Origin of the sequence: Collinsella sp. AF08-23, from assembly GCF_003479805.1 — a bacterium.
In the GTDB taxonomy this organism is placed as follows: domain Bacteria; phylum Actinomycetota; class Coriobacteriia; order Coriobacteriales; family Coriobacteriaceae; genus Collinsella.
On sequence record NZ_QUHV01000016.1, the window covers coordinates 11,591 to 31,579 of the forward strand.

Annotated in this window: 16 protein-coding genes; 10 read left to right on the top strand and 6 right to left on the bottom strand. The window is 63.8% G+C overall.

The genetic code is table 11. The features are described 5' to 3' along the window. The first annotated feature begins 3 nt into the window (after positions 1-3). From DWV48_RS08360 to DWV48_RS08405, 10 genes are all read left to right on the top strand, one after another. Complete coding sequence (locus DWV48_RS08360) at positions 4-936, top strand: RnfABCDGE type electron transport complex subunit D (protein WP_118654353.1); 933 nt, start codon at positions 4-6, stop codon at positions 934-936. Then, positions 923-1,516, top strand: a complete 594-nt coding sequence (locus DWV48_RS08365; RefSeq protein ID WP_233546245.1) for an FMN-binding protein — start codon at positions 923-925, stop codon at positions 1,514-1,516. The genes DWV48_RS08360 and DWV48_RS08365 overlap by 14 nt, the downstream gene beginning before the upstream one ends. Beyond that, positions 1,516-2,175 carry an Rnf-Nqr domain containing protein gene (locus tag DWV48_RS08370; protein ID WP_118654354.1) on the top strand — a complete coding sequence of 220 codons (660 nt, stop codon included), beginning with the start codon at positions 1,516-1,518 and terminating at the stop codon, positions 2,173-2,175. The genes DWV48_RS08365 and DWV48_RS08370 overlap by 1 nt, the downstream gene beginning before the upstream one ends. Beyond that, positions 2,175-2,771: an Rnf-Nqr domain containing protein gene (locus DWV48_RS08375; RefSeq protein ID WP_118654355.1), complete on the top strand. Its 597-nt coding sequence runs from the start codon at positions 2,175-2,177 to the stop codon at positions 2,769-2,771. The genes DWV48_RS08370 and DWV48_RS08375 overlap by 1 nt, the downstream gene beginning before the upstream one ends. Positions 2,772-2,784: 13 nt before the next feature. Beyond that, positions 2,785-2,976, top strand: coding sequence for a hypothetical protein (locus DWV48_RS08380; protein ID WP_118654356.1), 192 nt, complete (start codon positions 2,785-2,787; stop codon positions 2,974-2,976). A 721-nt stretch (positions 2,977-3,697) separates the two neighbouring features. Continuing rightward, positions 3,698-5,926: an NAD-dependent DNA ligase LigA gene (ligA, locus tag DWV48_RS08385; protein WP_118654382.1), complete on the top strand. Its 2,229-nt coding sequence runs from the start codon at positions 3,698-3,700 to the stop codon at positions 5,924-5,926. A 456-nt stretch (positions 5,927-6,382) separates the two neighbouring features. Then, positions 6,383-7,462, top strand: coding sequence for a serine hydrolase (locus tag DWV48_RS08390; RefSeq protein ID WP_233546246.1), 1,080 nt, complete (start codon positions 6,383-6,385; stop codon positions 7,460-7,462). A gap of 123 nt (positions 7,463-7,585) precedes the next feature. After that, on the top strand, positions 7,586-8,440 hold the full coding sequence (locus DWV48_RS08395) for an HAD-IIB family hydrolase (protein WP_118654358.1): 855 nt from the start codon (positions 7,586-7,588) through the stop codon (positions 8,438-8,440). Positions 8,441-8,563: 123 nt separating this feature from the next. Continuing rightward, positions 8,564-9,337: a TetR/AcrR family transcriptional regulator gene (locus DWV48_RS08400; RefSeq protein WP_118654359.1), complete on the top strand. Its 774-nt coding sequence runs from the start codon at positions 8,564-8,566 to the stop codon at positions 9,335-9,337. Between the two features lie 2 nt (positions 9,338-9,339). Continuing rightward, positions 9,340-14,022 carry a 2-hydroxyacyl-CoA dehydratase gene (locus DWV48_RS08405; protein ID WP_118654360.1) on the top strand — a complete coding sequence of 1,561 codons (4,683 nt, stop codon included), beginning with the start codon at positions 9,340-9,342 and terminating at the stop codon, positions 14,020-14,022. A 595-nt stretch (positions 14,023-14,617) separates the two neighbouring features. On the opposite strand, the gene DWV48_RS09465 is transcribed toward DWV48_RS08405, so the two are convergent. The 6 genes from DWV48_RS09465 to DWV48_RS08435 form a co-directional block, all read right to left on the bottom strand. After that, complete coding sequence (locus DWV48_RS09465; protein ID WP_118654383.1) at positions 14,618-14,779, bottom strand: YccF domain-containing protein; 162 nt, start codon at positions 14,777-14,779, stop codon at positions 14,618-14,620. Next, the gene (locus DWV48_RS08415; RefSeq protein WP_118654361.1) at positions 14,776-15,585 is read right to left on the bottom strand and encodes a hypothetical protein; all 810 of its coding nucleotides are present in this window, start codon (positions 15,583-15,585) and stop codon (positions 14,776-14,778) included. The genes DWV48_RS09465 and DWV48_RS08415 overlap by 4 nt, the downstream gene beginning before the upstream one ends. Before the next feature lie 73 nt (positions 15,586-15,658). Then, positions 15,659-16,516 (bottom strand): metallophosphoesterase, encoded by an 858-nt coding sequence (locus DWV48_RS08420; RefSeq protein ID WP_118654362.1) that lies wholly within the window; start codon positions 16,514-16,516, stop codon positions 15,659-15,661. 357 nt (positions 16,517-16,873) lie between these two features. Continuing rightward, entirely contained in the window at positions 16,874-17,887 is a 1,014-nt protein-coding gene (locus DWV48_RS08425) for a putative ABC transporter permease (protein WP_118654363.1), read from the bottom strand. A gap of 5 nt (positions 17,888-17,892) precedes the next feature. Further along, positions 17,893-18,459, bottom strand: a complete 567-nt coding sequence (locus DWV48_RS08430) for an HD domain-containing protein (protein ID WP_233546247.1) — start codon at positions 18,457-18,459, stop codon at positions 17,893-17,895. A 261-nt stretch (positions 18,460-18,720) separates the two neighbouring features. Next, positions 18,721-19,863 carry a DUF389 domain-containing protein gene (locus tag DWV48_RS08435; RefSeq protein ID WP_118654385.1) on the bottom strand — a complete coding sequence of 381 codons (1,143 nt, stop codon included), beginning with the start codon at positions 19,861-19,863 and terminating at the stop codon, positions 18,721-18,723. Between the last annotated feature and the right edge of the window lie 126 nt (positions 19,864-19,989).

Genomic DNA, 19,989 nt, shown 5'->3' on the forward strand with positions numbered 1-19,989 from the left:
ATCATGAACCTCATCAACGAGGCGTCGCCTCACTTCCATGGGAAGGGTTCCACGCAGTGGATCATGGGCATGGTGTGCCTGTCGCTTGTGCCCACGCTCGTGGCGTCTGTGTTCCTGTACGGCCTCGGCGCCCCGCTGCTCGTGCTGGTGTGCGTTGCCACCGCGCTCGTGACCGAGCACGTGTGCTGCAAGCTCATGCACCGCGAGAGCACCGCGGGCGACCTGTCCTGTGTGGTCACCGCCATGCTGTTCGCCTTCACCCTGCCTGCCGACTGCGGTTATTTCCCGGCGATCCTGGGCACCGTGTTCGCCGTCGCCGTGGTCAAGATGCTCTTCGGCGGCATAGGCTGCAACTTCGCCAACCCGGCTGTCGCCGGCCGCGTGTTCATCATGCTCGCCATGCCCATCGCCCTGGGTGCCTACCCCGACATCATGGGCCGACCGCTCGACGCCATCACTGGCGCCACCCCGCTGGCGATGAACGCCGCGGGTGATGCTCCCTACAGCTACATGGACATGATGTTCGGCATGCACGCAGGCGCGCTTGGCGAGACCTGCATTATCACGTTGCTCGCGGGCTACGTGTTCCTGCTCGTGCTGCGTGTGGTCGACGCCTGGGCGACCGTGCCCTTCATCGCCACGGTTGCCGTTATCACGGGCCTGGCCGGCCAGGACGCCATCTACCAGGTTCTCTCCGGCGGTCTTGCGCTCGGTGCCTTCTATATGGCTACCGACTACACCACCACGCCCATGACGCCGAAGGGCAAGATCATCTTCGGCATAGGCTGTGGCGTCATCACCGCGCTCGTGCGCCTGTTCGCCTCCGCCCCCGAGGGCGTGGCGTTCTCCATCCTGTTCATGAACATGTTCACCCCGCTGATCGACCGCTACACGCGTCCTCAGCCCGCTGGAGGTGTGAAGCATGCCCTCGTCTAGCAAATGTCCCCTGGCCCGTCGTCGCAACGGTGCCATCTTCTCCGCGTTCGCGGTCCTGCTCGTCGCGCTTGCGTGCGCGGGCGTGCTCGCGGGCGCGCACTACGGCCTGACCGACGCTTTCACCGCCTCCGACGCCGCACTCGACGAGGCGAAGGGCGGCGCCCAGCGCAAGGCCCTGTTCCCCGAGGCCGGTTCCTTCGAGGCGCAGTCCGCCCCGGCTGTCGAGGGCCTCAACTCCGTCTACCGCGCCGACACCGGCGAGTGGGTCTTCGACGTGACCTCCTCCCAGGGCTACCACGGCGACGTTGAGCTCATGGTGGGCATCAACGCCGACGGCACCGTGGCGGGCCTGCAGGTCGTCGCCGAGAACGAGACCGACGGCATCGGCACCAACGCGCTCACCGAGGAGTACTTCGGCGGTTTCGCGGGCTCTCCCGCCGCCGGTGAGCTCACGGTCGAGGAAGCGGGCTCGGGCCAGACCCACGTCGACGCCGTCTCCGGTGCGACCTTCACCTCGCGCGCCGTGGTCGACTGCCTCAATATCGCCTTCGCCGCCTACGCTCAGATGGGAGGCAACTAATGGCCTTGAATGAGAACATCGTGCGCGAGCAGGACGCTCGTATCTCCAAGATGATCCATACGCCCACGTTCCTCGTGGTCGCGGGCGCCCTGCCCGCCCTGTACGCCGCCACCTCGCTGGAGAACGGCGTTGCTATCGGCATCGTGACCGCCGTTGCCATTTTGGTGATGGCCCTCGTCGCCCCGGTGCTGCGTGCCTTTACCGGCGTGTGGTCGCGTTCCGCCGTCATGCTCATGCTGAGCGTCACCGTGGTGACGCTGCTCGGGTACGCCGTGCGCGTGATCGATCCCGTCGTGTTCGAGGCGCTCGGCATCTACCTGCCGCTCGTCGCCGTCAACGCGCTCGTGGTCGCTTGGATCGCCGGCGACGGCCTCGTGGTCGCCCCGGCCAAGACGCCGCTCGCCACCGCCGCCTTCGCGGCCGTGTGCGTGTTCGCGACCCTCGCGTTCGTCGGCTTCATCAACGGCATGTTCACCATCGGCCAGGTCTTCGGCCTCACCATGGGCGAGCTCGCCGCCTCGCCGATCGCCGCCTTCGGCAAGCCCACGGGCTCGCTGCTGGTGCTGGCGTTCGTGGCAGTGTTCGTGCAGTCCATCGAGCAGGTGTGCGCCAAGGGCGCTGCCGCCGATGGCGCCGATGCGGAAGGGGGTGAGCGCTAATGGCGTTCCTCAATGCGCTCTTTACCGCCGCTCTCGATAACAACCTCGTGTTCGCGCAGCTCGTCGGCATGGTGTCCGTCGTGCTGGTGGCCGGCCGCCCGCAGGACTCCTGGTGCTTCGGCGGCATGGTCGCGGTGGCGACCGCCGTCGCCGGCGCCTTGGGCTGGCCGCTGTACACGCAGCTCCTGCAGCCTTGGGGCGTGGCCTATCTGGCCCCGCTCGCGTATGTGCTCGTGAGCTGGACCGCCATCGTCGTCATCGCGACGGTTCTCGGTGCCGGCAAGACCGTGGCGGAACGCGAGCGCCTGCTGCGCGCGTGCCCGATCATCGCCTGCAACGCCGCCGTGCTGGCCGTCTCGCTCGGCAATGCCGCCGCTGCTGAGACCCTCACCTGGGACGCCGCCCTCGGCAGCTCGCTGGGAGCCGGCCTGGGCGTGCTCCTCGCCGTCGTGCTGTTCGCCTTCGTGCGCGACCGCATCGACGAGCGCCTGGTGCCCGCCGCCCTGCGCGGCCTGCCCATTACGCTCGTGACCGCGTCCCTCATGGCGCTGGCGTTCACCGGAGTCGCCGGTATCGCCGGCGGACTGTTCGTGTAAGGGGGTTTGAGCCATGTTCGAATCCGTGTTCTACACCGTGGCGCCCATGCTCGTCCTGGGCTTCGTGGCGGTTTCCGCGGCGCTCGTGCTGTCCGTGTGCGCCGGCGTGCACAAGCACGCCGAGTGGCGCGAGTACAAGGCGGCGCTTGCCGCCGAGGCGGAGGCCGATGCCAGTGCCGCCGAGTTCGGAGCTGACGAGGCCTAGTCGATCCTCCTCTAAGGTCGCCGGGTCCGGAGATGATGCCGCCGGTGCCGATACCGACGGGCCTGGAGATGACGCTACCAGGGCAGCCAGGGGCGCATCGTTTCCATTGCCAAGGCGGTCGAGATCTGGTCGCACCCGCCGACGTCTAGAGCGTCGCTGCCATCGAGAACTTCGCTGTTAGAGCGTCGTTTTCCGCCAACAAGGCATCCATTAGATGTGCCATTGAGGACGATGTCCTCAATGGCACATTTTTTCTTTGGCGATCGATGACCGCGAGGCCTTGGATTGCATCTGCTGCCATCGCAACATCTCTGTCGGCTTGCAAATACACAAATGTTGCCTCAAAACGCGATGCGTGAAGTACGCAAAATCATGTCATCCTTTCTACCTGCTCTTTTGTGATGCCAATATAGCTCTCTACTCGGCCTAACGTGATTTGGGGCAACATTTGCGTATTTGCACGCCAAACGTTCGCTGCAATGACTCTTTGACATGCCGTATGGGCAGCTTAGACGGTCCGTAGGAGAGGGGCCGTGTGTTTGTGAGGGGCGACCATGCGAAGGCGCTTGATTCTCGACGCGATGGTACTCTGTAACAGTTGAAATCAATCAAGGAGGCAGACGTGGCTGATCAGCAGAGTTTGTTCGGGGGTATGACGGGACAGGGAGAGACCGGGGTTCCAGCGCACGTCGCTGCGGACGGCGAGGGCACTGGTGCCCAGATGGTCGCCAACGCGTCAGCCGGTGCCGCCGCGGATGCATCCACCGGCTCTCGGTCCCCCCTTGAGGGCGCCGCCCATGCTCAGACGGTCGACCAGGCGGCGGCGCGTGCGGCCGAGCTGCGCCATCTGCTCGATTACCACGCCTATCGGTACTACGCCCTCGACGCTCCCGAGATTACGGACGCGGCGTTCGACAAGCTCCTCATCGAGCTCCAGCAGATCGAGGCAGCCTATCCCGGGCTCGTCACCCCGGATTCCTACACCCAGCGCGTGGGCGGTTACGTGTCTGAGCAGTTCACGCCTGTCACGCACATGGCGCGCATGTATTCCATGGACGATGCCATGAACCTCGAGGAGCTCGACGAGTGGCTCGCCCGCACGGAAGATGCGCTTGGCGCCGGGCACGTGGCCTACACCTGCGAGCTCAAGATTGACGGCCTCGGTGTGGCCCTCACCTACCAAAATGGCGCCTTTGTGCGCGCTGCCACGCGCGGCGACGGCACCACGGGCGAGGACGTATCGCTTAACGTTCGCACGATCAAGGACGTGCCCATGCATCTCTCCGAGGCGGCGCTCGCGCACATGGGCGCGGACCGCGCGACCCCCATCGAGGTCCGCGGCGAGGTCTATATGCCCAAGGGCAGCTTCGCCCGCCTGAACGCCGAGGCCGACGCCGAGGGCCGCGAGCCCTTCGCCAACCCCCGCAACGCCGCTGCGGGCAGTCTGCGTCAGAAGGACCCCAAGGTCACGGCAACGCGCAACCTCGCTACCTTCATGTATGCCATCGCCGACACGGCGCCGCTGCACGTTGACTCCCAACACGAGTTCCTCGACTGGCTCCGCAGTGCCGGCTTTTCGGTGAACCCCAACGTCGCTCGCTGCACTTCGCCGGCGGAAGTCCACGCCTTCTGCGCCGACGCCCTTGCGCATCGCGCCGACCTCGATTACGACATCGATGGCGTGGTGGTGAAGGTCGACGGATTCGATCAGCAGCTTGACCTGGGCTTCACCGCCCGTGCTCCGCGCTGGGCCATCGCCTTCAAGTTCCCTCCTGAGGAGAAGACAACCGTTCTGCGCGAGATTCGCATCCAGGTAGGCCGAACCGGCGTGCTCACCCCGGTCGCCGAATTCGACCCCGTCACGGTGGCCGGCTCCACCATCGCCCGCGCCACCCTGCATAACCTCGACGAGATCCGCCGCAAGGACGTCCGTCCCGGCGACACCATCATCGTCCATAAGGCGGGTGACGTGATCCCCGAGGTCGTGGGGCCGGTGCTGGACAAGCGCCCGGCCGACGCGCCCGAGTGGAATATGCCCGTTGCCTGCCCCGCCTGCGGCAGCCCCGTCGTGCATGAGGGCGATGAGGTCGCGTACCGCTGCATCTCACTCGACTGCCCCGCTCAGCTCAAGGAGCGCCTCATCCATTGGGTGAGCCGCGGCTGCATGGACGTGGACGGCGTGGGCGACGAACTCATCGACAAGATGATCGAGGCGGGCCTGCTGCACGATGTCGCCGATTTCTACCTGCTCGACGTCGATGCAATCGCCGCGCTCGATACCGGCCGCACCTACGCCAAGGACGACAAGAAGAAGGGCGTTGCCGCGGGCGACTCCATCAAGGTGGGCACCACTATCGCAACCAAAGTCATGGACGAGCTCATACGCTCCAAGGAGCAGCCGCTCTCTCGCGTGCTGTTCGCGCTCGGCATCCGCCATGTGGGCAAGTCCGTTGCCGAGGTCCTCGCGAAGCGATTCCTCACCATCGACGCGCTGGCCGCCGCATCCGAGGAGGACATTGCCGCGTGTGAGGGCATCGGCCCCAAGATCGCGGCGTCCGTGCGTGAGTTCCTCTCCGTGCCCGAGAATCTCGAGGTCCTGCAGCGCCTGCGCGACGTTGGCCTCACACTCGAGGAGAACCTGGGTGCCGCGGTGGCGCAGGCGGCGCAAGAGACCGGCGTCGATGCCACCCTCGCGGCCGGGCAACCGCTCGCCGGCCTCACTTTCGTGCTCACCGGTACGCTCGTCAACCGCACGCGCGACGAGGCGGGCGCGGCGCTCAAGCTGCTCGGCGCCAAGGTTTCCGGCTCGGTCTCCAAGAAGACGAGCTACCTGGTGGCGGGACCCAAGGCGGGGTCAAAACTCACCAAGGCAGAGAGTTTGGGCGTGCCTGTGCTCGATGAAGCAGCGATGGAGGCGATTCTTGCAACCGGAGAGGTACCAAATGTGTAGTACCATGCGGTGACAAAATTGTCACTTGTACGTTAGGCGGTTGCAGACATGGGGTACGCATCTGACCGCGGTCGCTCGAGGCGCCCTGTGGAACGCGATGAGGAAGCCTACGGGTCCACCGACTGGAACGGCGACGGCGGATATGCCTCCGGCGGGGGATTTGGGTCAAGTCGCGCCTCGGGGAATGGATCCGCAAGAAGGCCGGGCATTCAGCTGGCGTCATCGCGGAGTGGGAGTGCCGGCGCAGGGGCAACGCGTCGATCCGTGGGACATGCAGGCACCGATGGTTACGAGCGTGACCGTGGCGATCGCCCTGCACACGCATCTTGGCACGGCAACGCGCGTGACGACTACGGGACGCGTTCATCCTCTCAGTATGGGTATCGTCGGAGTGGGGCATCGGGTTATCGCTCCTCGTATGCCGGCGCGGGTGGACAGGGGGCGCTCGAACGAGCCGTGTGCCTACTGCGCTCCGTACCTGCGTCTTGGTATGCCGCGCTTGCCTGCATTGTGGTGTTGGCGGCGATCATCCCGAGTGCGATTGCCCACAACGCCGCTGCTGCGGCTGAGGCTGCCAAGCAGGAAGCCGCCAAGGAGAAGGCCGCGACGAAAGCCGAGGTAAAGACCGCGTCAGAGTCCGAACAGCTTGAGGACCTCCAGTTCGATCTCACTGCGGCGTCGTTTGACGAAATGCCCACCGATGACGGACTGCGGCTGTTCTCACTGTCCGGATTGAAGAGCCCCACGATCGCATCGGACGACTTTGCCAGCGTCGAGCAGGCAATCGACGCTATCGAGGAGCAGGGAAGCGCATCCGTCGTGTTTATTGATGTGGAGACGGGCCGCGGCATCTCGTACCAGCCCGATTTGGTGACGTATGGTGCGAGCTCCTTCAAGGCCCTCTACTCCCTGTATGTGTGCGAGGAGTTCATCGAGACGGGCGACGCCTCGCTGGACACGCATTGCACGGTCAACTACTCGCTGAGCCCTGACGGGTTTTACGCGGGCAGCTCCTACACCATCTCCAGCCTCATCGAAGGAGCGATCACGCAGTCGAGCAACAACGCGTATGGAGCGTTGAGGAACGCGTTTGATCAAGAGGGGTTCGACGAATGGGTCACGGCGCTTGGCGCCATGGACGCCGTCTATCGCTCCGACTCCTGGTTCCCTACCTATTGCGCCCGTAGCTCGGCGCGCTTATGGACGGAAATGCTCAGCTATATATCGGGTGGCACGGACACGGCGCAATGGCTAAGCGATCTGACAAGCCAGACGGCGGTCTCCTTTATCCGCGATGGACTTGAGGGTATGGGCGCGACCGTGCGTGACAAGGCAGGCTGGTGCTCCGATTCCGATCCCGCGTACAACAGCGTGAGCGATGCCGGCATCGTCGAGATCGACGGGAAGACTTACATCATGTCGATCCTCACCGGCATGCCTGACTCCGAGTCGAACCGTGAGCTCGTGGGCGATTTGGCGCGTGCCCTGCTCTCGTGTCGCGAAGGCCTTGACGTGCAGGATTCCGCCGAGGCGTAGGCTCCGGGGTGCTTCGAGGCTGGCCGTGGTCGGAAGTTCTGCCGAAGTCGGGGCGTGCCGAGGGGTTCGTATGCCCGTGCGGCGTACAATGATGCGCGGAAAGCCTCGGCTAAGGAGATGCGCATGATCAAGTTGTTCGCGAGTGATTTGGATGGAACCCTGCTGAATGCCCTGCACGAGGCGGACCGCACGATCCGCGGTGCCATCAAGAAGGCGGGTGAACTCGGCGCGCATGTTGTTCCCGCTACGGGACGCTCGGTGTTGCCCATTGGCGACCGCGGTTTCACGGGCCTCAAGATCGACGCTGTGTGCGCCAACGGGTCGATTGTCCGCGGGCAAAATGGCGAGGTGCTCAAGACGTTTTCCGTCGACCCCGCATTCGTGGAGGAGCTGCTGTGCGCATTCCCGCAGATCTGCTTTGATTGCTGTACGCCCGACGGCATGTTCTCGAGCGGCAGCTACGAAATGCATCAGGCGGGATTCAAACGCGATGGCCTCATGCGACGCATCATCATGCGCGGCATGCGCGCCCGCGGCGGCGCGCATGAGGAGCAGTTCTTCGACCAGCCGCTCTCGTCAATCCTCTCGCACGAGGTCTGCAAGATCAATTGCCGCGTGACGTCCGAGGAGCTCGACCGCGAGCTCAAGGCGTTCCTCGCCGACCATGCGGATACGGTGGTCAACGCCCCGTTCGATCCCGTGATGTTTGAGATTACCGACAAGGACTGCAATAAGGGCGAGTCGGTGGCGTGGCTCGGCCGCCACTACGGCATCGAGGAGGATGAGATCGCCGTGTACGGTGACGGTGGCAACGACCTGGCAATGCTCAGCCGCTTCCGCCATTCTTACGCCACGGCGAATGGCAGTGATGCCGCCAAGGCCGCCGCGAGCGCGACGATCGGCCGTTGCGAGTTCCACGCGGTACCCAAGCACATCCTCAAGACCCTCCACAGCCAGCAGTGTATTCAAATCGCGTAATCCCTTCGCCCGTTTTCGCGTTGAAGCTTGCACAACCCTTACCGTGCTGATTCCATGTTGATGCACACCGTGTGCAATAATGCACAGAGAGTGAATTAGAACTCGGTCGAGGAAAGGGGCGATATGCCTCAGCCAACGGGCACATCCGCGTGCAAGTCCGATCGTCGCAGCCTGCGCTCCCAGCGCGCGCTCAGGTCGGCCCTCGCGGAGGAGATCACGGCGGGGGAGGACATCTCGCGCATCAGCGTCGCCGCGCTCACGGAGCGCGCGGGTCTTACGCGGCGAACGTTCTACTCGCACTATAAGGACATTCCCGACTTCATCGAGCAGGTGGAAGACGCGCTTTTGGCCGAGGTTCGCACGCTCGTGCGCGCCATTGCCGAGGCGACCCTGCCCGAGCTGTACGAGAGCATCGAGCACCTTGAGCCGGCGCCCGGCTCGGTTGAGCTGCTCCGTTACATCGCCGACAACCGCGAGCTCATCGGGGCACTGATTGGTCCCGGCGGTGACCAGGCGTTTATCAAGAAAGTCATCGATATGGCCTGCGCCGCAGTGTCGGACCGCATGCAGACGGGCATCTTTCCCGGCGCGCTCGGTGCCTTTTTCGACTACTACCTCGCCTCGGTGGTCGCCTCCGAGGTGGGCGTGGTGCAGCGCTGGTTCGATCGCGACCTCGCCGAGACGCCCGAGACGATGGCGCGCATCATGACGGTCATCGCCTTTGTGCGCCCGGGCGACCTCTACGGCATGCCCATCGACGTCAATGTGGCCGCATATGGCCTCAAGCTCATGGGACTGAATGTAGACAATTGCGAAATACCCCCGAATGACCTCCTTGCCGACCTTACGGCCATGCTCGCGGGCGGCACTTCGTCTTCCCCGACGGAAGGGAACTAACTATGGCTGACGATATGCAGAACATGCAGGCGAATTGCTCTGGGGTCTGCGGTGCCCCGGATTCTCCCGAACGGGGAGAGCTCGCGGGGGTGCCGCAGGCCCCGGAGGGTGCCATCTGGAACCCCGAGAACGCCCGCGGCGATCTCCGCGTGGGCATCGATGTGGGCTCCACCACGGTCAAGCTCGCCGTGCTGAACGACGAGAGCCAGATTGTATACGCTAAGTACCAGCGCCATCACACCGACGTCCGCGCCTGCGCGCGCGACCTGTTCGCCGGGGCCGCCACCGTGCTGCCCGAGGCTCGCATGACCTGCGCCATCACCGGCTCGGGCGGTCTTCTGCTCTCGCAGTGGCTCGGCCTCGAGTTCGTACAGGAGGTCATCGCGAGCAAGCGCGCCGTCGAGACGCTCATCCCGCAAACCGACGTCGCCATCGAGCTCGGTGGCGAGGACGCCAAGATCATCTACTTCGACTCGGGCATCGAACAGCGCATGAACGGCACGTGCGCGGGAGGCACCGGCGCGTTCATCGACCAGATGGCGACCCTCTTGCACACGGACGCCGGCGGCCTGAACGAACTCGCCGCGCGCGCCGAGACCATCTATCCCATCGCGAGCCGCTGCGGCGTGTTCGCCAAGACGGATGTGCAGCCCCTCCTCAATGAGGGCGCCCGCCCCGAGGACGTCGCCGCCTCGATCTTCCAGGCGGTTGTGACCCAGACCATCTCCGGCCTGGCGTGCGGCAGGCCGATCCGCGGTCACGTCGCCTTCCTCGGCGGCCCGCTGCAGTACCTCTCCGAGCTGCGTCATCGCTTCTACCTCACGCTCAACCTCGACGACGAGCACATCATCGTGCCCGACAACGCCCATCTGTTCGTGGCCTCCGGCGCGGCCATGGCACATGAGTCGAGCAAGCTCGTGCGGTTCGGCGAGCTCATCGACGCCATCGACGCGCTGGGCGACACCCAGGGTGACGAGGTCGCCCGCCTGGATCCGCTGTTCGCGACCGAGGCCGACCTCGCCGAGTTCCGGGAGCGTCACGCGCGCGAGGTCGTGCCCCGCGGCGAGCTTGAGGGCTACACCGGGCGCGTGTTCATCGGCCTCGACGCCGGCTCCACCACGATGAAGGCCGCGATGGTGGGTGAGGATGGTCAGCTCCTGCACACCTGGTACGGTAACAACAACGGCGACATTCTGGGTACCGCCAAGACCATCATGGCGGACTTCTACGCGCATATCCCGGCTGGTTGCACCATCGGCCACGTGACCACCACCGGTTACGGCGAGGCCCTGCTCATCGAGGCCCTCAAGGCCGACTCGGGCGAGATCGAGACCGTCGCCCATCTGCGCGGCGCCCGCGCCTTCCTCCCCGGCGTCGAGTTCATCCTCGACATCGGCGGCCAGGACATGAAGTGCCTGCGCGTGCGCGACGGCGTGATCGAGCACATCATGCTCAACGAGGCCTGCTCCTCTGGCTGCGGTAGCTTCATCGAGAGCTTCGCCGTGTCTATGGATATGGACGTGCGCGCGTTCGCGGCCGAGGCCATCGCGGCGAAGAACCCCGTCGACCTGGGCAGCCGCTGCACCGTGTTCATGAACTCGCGCGTCAAGCAGGCGCAGAAGGAGGGCGCCACGGTGGGCGACATCGCGGCGGGCCTGTCCTACTCCGTGATCAAGAACGCCCTGTTCAAGGTCATCAAGCTGCGTGATCCCAAGGAGATCGGCACGCAGGTGATCGTCCAGGGCGGCACCTTCATGTCCGACGCGACCCTGCGCGCGTTCGAGCAGCTCACGGGCGTGCACGCCGTGCGCCCCGACATCGCCGGCTGCATGGGCGCGTACGGCGCAGCCCTGCTCGCCCGCGACCGCGCCGGCGCCTCTGGAGTCTCGACGGTGCTCTCTGCCCCCGATATCGCCGCGCTGACGGTCGAGCAGAGGCACGCCCGTTGCGGACGCTGCTCCAACAACTGTCAGCTCACCATCAACGACTTTGGCGGCGGCCGCCGCTTCATCACGGGCAACCGCTGCGAGAAGGGCGCGGGCCACAAGAAGCAGAAGTCTGAGGCGCCCAACCTGTTCGCCGCCAAGAACGACCTTCTGTTCAACCGCCCGACCCTGGCGCCCGAGGAGGCTCCGCGCGGCACCGTGGGCATCCCGCGCGCCCTCAACATGTACGAGAACTACCCGTTCTGGCACGCGTTCTTCACGCGCCTGGGCTTCTCCGTCGTGCTTTCCGACAACTCCAGTAAGGCCACGTACGAGAGCGGCATCGAGTCCATGCCGAGCGAGAGCGTGTGCTATCCGGCCAAGCTCTCCCACGGCCACGTGATGAACCTCATCGAGAAAGATCCGGATTTCATCTGGATGCCCTGCGTGCGCTGGGAGCGCAAGGAGGATCCGTCGGCGGGCAACTGCTACAACTGCCCCATCGTGATGAGTTACCCCACGGCGCTCGGACTGAATATCGACGACATCAGCGAGAAGCACGTCGAGTTCATGTATCCGTTCGTGCCCTACCACGACAAGATCGAGCTCAAGCGCCGCCTGTATGAGCTGCTCGCCGTCGAGCGCGTGGCCGATGCGGAGGCCGGACGCGGCCGCGTGCACGGGCCCAAGCTCACCCGTACCGAGATCGACGACGCCGTGAACGCCGCCTACGAGGCCGACGCCCGCTTTCATCAGGACATCCAGACCATGGGCGAGGAGGCCATGCACTGGATCGAGGAGCACGGCGGCCACGGCATCGTGCTGGCGGGGCGTCCCTACCACAACGACCCCGAGATCAACCACTCGCTGCCCGAGCTCATCGCGAGCTTTGGCTTTGCGGTCCTCACCGAGGACTCCGTGGCGCACCTGGTGAAGCCGGAGCGCCCGATCCGCGTGGTCGACCAGTGGATGTACCACAGCCGCCTCTACGCGGCCGCGCGCTTCGTGACCATGCGCAACGACCTCGACCTTATCCAGCTCAACTCCTTCGGCTGCGGCCTGGACGCCCTCACCACCGACCAGGTGCAGGAGATCTTGGAGGCCTCCGGCAAGATCTACACGGTGCTCAAGATTGACGAGGTGTCCAACCTGGGCGCCGCACGCATTCGCATCCGATCGCTCATGGCGGCGCTCAAGGACCAGGAGGCCGAGCGCGCCGCCGAGGCCGCCGCGTCGGGCGACGCCTACGAGCCGGGCGAGGCCTCGCCCGTGGCGCCCTCCACCGACGCGCCGGTGTTCGCGACGCACAAGTACGCCCTCGAGGCGCAGCGCGCGAGCAAGAGCGCCGCGTTCCCCAAGGTCGCGTTCACCGAGGAGATGCGCGACGCGGGCTACACCATCCTGTGCCCGCAGATGGCGCCCATCCACTTCGACCTCATCAAGGAGGTCTTCCAGGCGGCCGGCTACAACCTGGAGCTTCTGCCCTCCACGGATCGCGGCGCCGTCGAAGCCGGCCTGCGCTACGTGAACAACGACATCTGCTACCCGTCCATCCTGGTCACGGGCCAGATCATGGAGGCCATCGAGAGCGGCCGCTACAATCTGTCCAAGACCGCCGTGGTGATCACCCAGACCGGCGGCGGCTGCCGTGCCACCAACTACATCGCGCTCATCCGCAAGGCCCTGCGCGAGAGCGGGCACCCCGAGATTCCCGTGATTAGCCTGTCCGCGGTCAAGCTCGACGAGCAGAACCCCGGCTTCAAGCTCACGCCCGCCATGCTCAAGGCATGCGTGTACAGCGTGTTGTTCGGTGACCTCATGATGCAGATGCTCTACCGCACGCGTCCCTACGAGGCCGAGCCCGGCTCCGCAAACGCGCTGTTCGAGGAGTTCATGGACCGCGCGCGCCGCATGGCTCCGAGCTTCACGCGCCGCAGCTACACCCAGCTGTCGCGCGAGGCGATCGACGCGTTCGACGTCCTGCCCCTCACCGGCGAGGGCACCAAGCCGCGCGTGGGCGTGGTCGGCGAGATCCTCGTGAAGTTCCATCCCACGGCGAACAACCACGTGGTCGACGTCATCGAGGCGGAGGGCTGCGAGGCCGTGGTGCCGGGCCTGCTCGACTTCTTCCTGTACTCCATGAGCAACGCGCAGGTGCAGAAGGGCGAGCTCGGCAGCTCTGCCGCTGCGCGCGCCAGCATGGACGCCGCCATCCGCCTGGTGGATTGGATGCGCAAGCCGGTCGAGGACCTGCTCGAGCGCAGCGTGCGCTTCGAGCGCCCCGAGCCCATCTCCGTGATGGCCGACAAGGCGAGCCAGGTGCTCTCCCTGTGCAACAACATGGGGGAGGGCTGGCTGCTCACCGCCGAGATGCTCGACCTGATCGACCACGGGGCGCCGAACATCATCTGCACGCAGCCCTTCGCGTGCCTGCCCAACCACGTGGTGGGCAAGGCCGTGATCAAAGAGCTGCGCCGCCAGCATCCCGAGAGCAACATCGTGGCCGTGGATTACGACCCCGGTGCGAGCGAGGTCAACCAGCTCAACCGCATTAAGCTCATGATCAGCGTCGCCAAGGAGAACATGCGCGCGGGCAAGGGCTTCGTGATGGAGCCGATCGCGACCATCCGCCGCGACTCGGTGACGAGCCGCATGAAGCCGCACCATCTCACGAGCGATGCCGAGGTCGAGCGCGTGGCGCATCGCCTGAGCCGCGGCCTGCACTGGAGGCGCGCGAGTAGGGGCGACACGGAGGAGTAAGCATCTCGACCAGGCATCTTACCCGAGGATAAGTTTCGATCAAAAAAGGAGGCGGCCGCCCGAGCCGCCTTCTTTCTCTCATGTCCAAGAAATGGGAGGCAGCCTATCACCGGGCTCGTCTCCTTTTTGTCGTTTACGTTCCAAGCTGGCAAGCCTAAATGAGGTTTTTCGTATTCAAATCGGGATTCGTCGAGTAGGTGGCATTTGCGGCCTCCGGCGACCTGCGGTTTTTCCTACCGCCACTTTCGGCCTACTCGCGAGTTTTTAATTTCGATACGAAAAACTTCAAGAAGTGCGGCGCGCATCTCCGAAAGCGCGTGCCGCCAACGTAGTCTTGGCATAAAACGAGCGCTCTGGCGACTGCGATTGTCAAAAACGGTGCTTGTGTGACCGACGAATGGCAAAAGAAGGGGGCGGCTGGGCCGTTAACGAGAATCGAGCGATGCGGTAAACAAACGTATGTCAGTTATCTGCGCACCAAATGAGACATCTCAGAGAGCTGATAGCATTTATCTTCAAATAATGATGTGACACCTATCCACTAAATGGCATTGGTAGTGACTGGTCCGGTTGAACAAGTGGAAAACTGACAGCGCTATCGAACTGTTGCGCCAAACGGCAGCAACGAGAGCTTCGCCATCTTGAACGCCTGGCGGCCCAGGGGAATCCCGATGATGGTGATGCAGAACAGGCATCCAACGCCAAACCAGTAGAGCGCGGTGAAGACGCCGCCTCTCGTGCGGGTTGCTCGAGTTATTGTTGCTGAGAAGCCTTCGCGTCAGCCTCTTTCGCGCGCTTCCCTATTTGATCTTGTATGCGCGCCCAGAGCTTCGGGCGAATACTTTTCGCGTTCAATACGGCCCGCAGCTTCTCTTTTGGCTCGGGAATAATGTCGATATCGATCTGCTGCGTGTCTTTCAGGTCTTCGAGGAGTATCTGGTCGTTCAAGATGTTGACTCCGAAGCAGAGCAGTACGGAAAGGTACATGCTCGAGTCCTGCCAAAAGGTAACCTTGAATTCTGTTTCGGGATCATCGGACCTTAGTCCTTTTCTGTATCCGGAGAAGCCCCAGACTTTGCAAATCAAGTTGCTCAGGGCGTGGTCCATGCAGCTGCAGTATGGCCAGCCGCTCCTTTCCCCACCTTGGAAAACAAGTTTCTTCTCTTCCAGGGGTTTCGGCATCGCGCGCTTTTCGTACCAAGTCCAATGGATGGCATCGCACTTGTGTCCACCCCAGACACCTCCCTTCTTCCTGTCAAGCTCGGGGTCGCTCAACAGTTCGGCGTAGTCGCTCAATACGCTGCACCCTTGGGAGTATTGGAGCCACAGATCGTCAAACAGGTAGCTGTTTGCAAGCTGGTTGCGCACCAGCAAGATGAGCTGCCGAGCCAGGGCATCCCGCTCGCTCATGACGCGTTCCAAATCCTCGATCTCGCTGTCGAGCTCGTCCGTTATCCTCTCCCACTCGCTTGTAAACTCTTCGGGGTTGGCTGCGTAGGGTCGGATCTGCTCGAAGATCGCTTCGAGAAATTCTCTGGCGGTAAGGTTCGTTTTGTCGCTCATTTGTCGTCTTTCTTTCTCTCCGTCCGCGTGACTACTTCATTTATGTGACGGGTGGGCCTGATATCCGCAGGAATCAGAATGTCCCCGCCCACTCGCAGTCTACTTCCTCGGGTATAACGGCGCGCATCTCGTGCGTCTCGTCATCGGCGAGCAGGATGCTTCCATCTCCGAGCGGGCGGAAATCGAAATCGGTCGAAAACGTGTCGCAGGCCATGAATCGCTCGCCACTGAAGCCTTGCTCCTCAAGCTCGTGGACGGAATAGACGGGCGTGTGGCCGACGATCTGGTCGAGGTGCGGCATCCCGAGGACCGTGAGTTCGCTGGTCGATGCCCACAGGGGGCCGGGGATGCTTATGCCGCCACGTCCGGGGCCGCAGAGGTTGAACAGCAGGAGCTCCTCATCGTTACCATGATCGAACATCTCGGTCAGCGCGTGGTCAAATGCAGCGTTGAGCCGGGCGGCAAGCGACTCGGCGGAATACGATGGCTTGCCGAAAGGCTCGGCCTCGTCATCGATTTCAAGCACAATGTCCGCGAATTGGCTGGTGAGACCCGCGTGCGTGGCGAGCCATCCATCGACGGCGGCAGCCATGCGCACGTTCATCTGGGCGAGCAGGCGCCGGACGGGGACGATGCAGTTCAGGTTGGTGCCGGGCCCCCGACGCTCGACGAGGTACTGCATGTCGTGGTTTCCCAGCAAGACGTCTACCTGTACGCCGCGGTTGCGCGTGCAGTCGACCCAATCCACCTGGTATTCCAGCCCTCTGAGTAGCTTTTCGGCGTCGGTCTCGTCCCTGTCGGGGCTGTAGTCATCGCAATAATCCCCGAGCAACACGACCCGCTTCGCGCCGAGGAACCGGATGGCGTTGTCCACGATCGGCAAGACCAGATGTTGCTTCTGATGCATGTCCCCAACAACGATGGTCCTCATGTCTTCTCCTTTCAGGGGAGGGTCAAACAATACAATATTCTAATAATCACGTCTCCCTATTAATAAACAAGTTTTATAAAACAGCTGTTAGATGGCTATGGGAAATCGTCAAGGACAGAGGGTCTAAAAATAAAACGTCTAATGGTCGCATGCTATCAGATAGACGGAGATCTGTGGCGAGGTGTACTCGTTGAACTCCTCTTTGGGCTCCGTGTCGGAGAGGGGTCCAGGCGCGCAGCGTGCCGGTATCGTCGAGGTCCGTGTTAATGGCGGTGCAGAAGTTGCCGGCAAAGAACGCCTGGCATACTCATCTGGGCGCGCCTTGACGGCTCGTCATCGGTTCAGCTTTGTCGCTGATCAGTCCCTATGGAACAGCTCGCGGGCACGCTCCTTGAGCTTTGTCGCACGGATGACGCCCTCGTAGGACTTCAGCTTGATTTCGGGGAATGCGTTAAAGAAGCGCAGTTCGCGCCGGGTCATCATGGTCTTGAGCTTCTCGGGGGCGGCTTTCTCGGCGCGCGTCGCGATGCCATGTGCATGGCGGGCGACCAATCTCACCCCGCGCGTCCCCTCGGCGATGAAAGAGGGGAGCTCCACCCTTCCGCGAACGGCCTCGAACGTGCCGTCCGACATGTCGGCGAGCCACGAATTGAGTGCCCGGCTCCGCGTCTTGAGTTCGGCGGCCGAATCCAGTATCGGGGTGGGCACCTTGTCGAGCAGCGAGGTGGAGGCGTCCTTGAGGGAGTCGTTGAACTTGTCGGCGATCTCGATGCGCAACAACTCGAGTTTTTGGGAGAGCTGGCGCCAGCTCACTACGGCGAACACGGTGTCGATCGCGATGCACGCGGCGCACCCGAGCGCAATGACTTTCAGCGCGAGGGAGGGGATGAGCTGCAGCGCGGCGAGGAGCGCGGGTTCGGCGACGCGGCAGACGATCACCGCGCCGGCCCCGAAGAGCGCGGCTCCGTATAGGCAGACCCTTCCCTTGATGTTGAAGGGGAGCTTGGAGTAATCCCAAAAGCGCGCGCCGGTGAGCCGTTCGAGCAGGGCGCCCACGGTGTACTCGATTGCGCTGCACACGAGGGCGGCGGCGAGGAACTGCGTGAAGACGCCGGGTATGTCGCGCAACAGCAGCCAGCACGCGACTGCCCCCACGCCGTAGATGGGGCAATAGGGGCCGAGGAGGAAGCCGCTGTTGGCGAAGTGACCGTAGTTCGCCATGGCGCAGACGGTGGATTCGTAAAGCCAGCCGGCGAACGAGAAGACCAAAAACGAGAGGAACAGCGCCGACAGGGGAGCGCCGGTTGAGAGCAGCGCCGACAGGGGAGCGCCGGTTGCGGTCAGTGCGGCGAAAAATCCATCAAGGCTCATCGACGTTACACCGCCCGATTCTTGCTCGATGCCCGCTTGGGCAGGCGACCCGCGATGGTCTCGTGAAGGGCGCACGCCTTGTCGGCGAGGCAGACGATCCACGCCTCGCGGCAGGTCGGCGGCATGGGCGCCAGCGGGAACATGTGACGGGCGATGATGTTGCGTTCGCGCGCGGTGAGTTCAAAGTCCTCCTCGGCGCGTGCGAGGGCCGTCGAGGGGTGCGTGAAGCCGTGCAGGCGGTGCGATGGATCGGGGTCGTGCCAGTCGTAGAGGAAGTAGTCGTGCAGCAGCGCGCCGCGGATGAGCGAGGCGCGGTCGACGCGGACTCCGGCGCGGCCGAGGAAGTCCGCCATGGCGACGCTCGCGCGGGCGACCGAAAGCACATGGGCGTGCACGCTCACGTCTCCATGCTGGATGAAGCCGTGCGTGAGGCCAAAGCGCCCCTGTGATTCGAGCGCGCGTGCGGCGAGCTCGACTTCGTCGGCGGCGTGGGACGCGCACGGAGCGTGGCAGGAACCTGCGCATCCGCGTTCCCGTGCGCATGCCATGTTGCTCTCGAGTTCGTTCGCCACGGTCCACCTCCTCGTGGTCGCTTCAACGCAAAGCGGGCTGTCGGCGTATCGAGCCGATGCCCCGGCGTTAATGCCAAGACGTTACCACGCAAATGAGGACGCTCCGTGCACTTGGTGTGTTCGTTGTAAAAAACTGTTCTTTGCTCGCGTTTGGTCGGATGGGGTGTTTCAGTCCTGTCGATCGTTGGGAGATGATACCTGCCGCGACGTCGCTGTTCCTATTGGCGACCGGTCCGTTGCTTCTTATCCGCGTCGAAAACCCTATCCCACGCTGAACTCGACGCGCTCCACGTCGGGGGCGTCCAGGCGTATCAGCTCCTCCGCGATGGTGCGCTCTCGGCTGGCAAGGGGCTCCGACGTCGTGACGCGAGCCACGAGCTGCTCGGTGCCGCTTTGCCTCTCGGCCCCGTCCCCGCCCTGCGCCTGGGCGGACACCTCCATGCCGATCGAGTAGTTCTTGAATTTCGGGCACACCACGGCGAGCTCGCGTGCGGTCTCGGCGGCGCCGTAGTGGTCGGTGGCTCCGGCGGCCTGCTCCTCGGCGGTGGCGAGCATGTTGCCGGTAAGTATCACACAGGGGATGGCGAAGATGGCGGTTCCCAGCATGATGCGCCAACGAATCTTGTGCGACTCGGCACGCACGAGCTCGTCTTCCGCTTCCGTCACCACTCCGTCGTCGTTGAGGTCGCGCTTGAGCGGCGTGTGCAGCAACAGCAAAACGACCGCGGCGGAGAGTGCGATGAAGACGACGTTGATGCCGAATTCATACAGCGCCCCAAGGAAGACCCCGGCATTGGCAACGGCGAGTCCGTAGCCCGCCGCGCACAGTGGAGGCATGAGGGCTGTGGCCACAGCGACGCCCGAGATGACGGTTGCTGGTTCTTGGTCGCGTGAGTTGCCCAGGCCACCCGCGAAGCCACCTACGAGTGCGAGCATAAGATCCCATACAGTGGGCCCCGAGTTGTCAACGAGGGCGGGGGTCATGCCCGCGACTGGCGAGAGCGCAAAATAGATGGTCGACGTAATGAGGCAAAAGGCCATTTGGAGCACGAGGCCGCCCAAGGCGTCGCGCATAAGCGCCCGATCTACCGTAGCGACACCGTAGGCGATGGCGAGCACGGACCCCATGAGCGGGCAGATGAGCATGGCGCCCACGATGGCGATGTCGGAGTCGGTGTCCAAGCCAATGCACGCAATGATCATTGCGACGATGAGGATGCACAAATGGGTGCCCGTAAGACGGGCGCCGTTGACGAAGCGCTTGCGGATCACATGGTAGGGCGCGCGCCCCTCGCGGATATTGAAGGTGCGGCAAACGAATTTCTGCACGCCCCTCCAGACGCGTTGCAGCGCAGGGCGATCGCCGTGGCGCCGCCGATGTCTGTCGATGTACTTCTGCCGCATGTTGTCGTCGTTGCTCAAGGCGCTCACCTGTTGTTGTGGTTGGAATCCATATTGTGGAGTCGCGGAAATTCTATCTCTAAAGTGCTTGGAGTCGAGCGCCGCTCGCAAAGCGATGCGAAGCTGATG

Excerpts from the sequence above, each read along its gene's own strand:
- DWV48_RS08360 (WP_118654353.1), top strand. The coding sequence starts at position 4 with ATGAACCTCATCAACGAGGCGTCGCCTCACTTCCATGGGAAGGGTTCC.
- DWV48_RS08365 (WP_233546245.1), top strand. The coding sequence starts at position 923 with ATGCCCTCGTCTAGCAAATGTCCCCTGGCCCGTCGTCGCAACGGTGCC.
- DWV48_RS08370 (WP_118654354.1), top strand. The coding sequence starts at position 1,516 with ATGGCCTTGAATGAGAACATCGTGCGCGAGCAGGACGCTCGTATCTCC.
- DWV48_RS08375 (WP_118654355.1), top strand. The coding sequence starts at position 2,175 with ATGGCGTTCCTCAATGCGCTCTTTACCGCCGCTCTCGATAACAACCTC.
- DWV48_RS08380 (WP_118654356.1), top strand. The coding sequence starts at position 2,785 with ATGTTCGAATCCGTGTTCTACACCGTGGCGCCCATGCTCGTCCTGGGC.
- ligA (WP_118654382.1), top strand. The coding sequence starts at position 3,698 with ATGGTCGCCAACGCGTCAGCCGGTGCCGCCGCGGATGCATCCACCGGC.
- DWV48_RS08395 (WP_118654358.1), top strand. The coding sequence starts at position 7,586 with ATGATCAAGTTGTTCGCGAGTGATTTGGATGGAACCCTGCTGAATGCC.
- DWV48_RS08400 (WP_118654359.1), top strand. The coding sequence starts at position 8,564 with ATGCCTCAGCCAACGGGCACATCCGCGTGCAAGTCCGATCGTCGCAGC.
- DWV48_RS08405 (WP_118654360.1), top strand. The coding sequence starts at position 9,340 with ATGGCTGACGATATGCAGAACATGCAGGCGAATTGCTCTGGGGTCTGC.
- DWV48_RS08415 (WP_118654361.1), bottom strand. The coding sequence starts at position 15,585 with ATGAGCGACAAAACGAACCTTACCGCCAGAGAATTTCTCGAAGCGATC.
- DWV48_RS08420 (WP_118654362.1), bottom strand. The coding sequence starts at position 16,516 with ATGAGGACCATCGTTGTTGGGGACATGCATCAGAAGCAACATCTGGTC.
- DWV48_RS08425 (WP_118654363.1), bottom strand. The coding sequence starts at position 17,887 with ATGAGCCTTGATGGATTTTTCGCCGCACTGACCGCAACCGGCGCTCCC.
- DWV48_RS08435 (WP_118654385.1), bottom strand. The coding sequence starts at position 19,863 with ATGCGGCAGAAGTACATCGACAGACATCGGCGGCGCCACGGCGATCGC.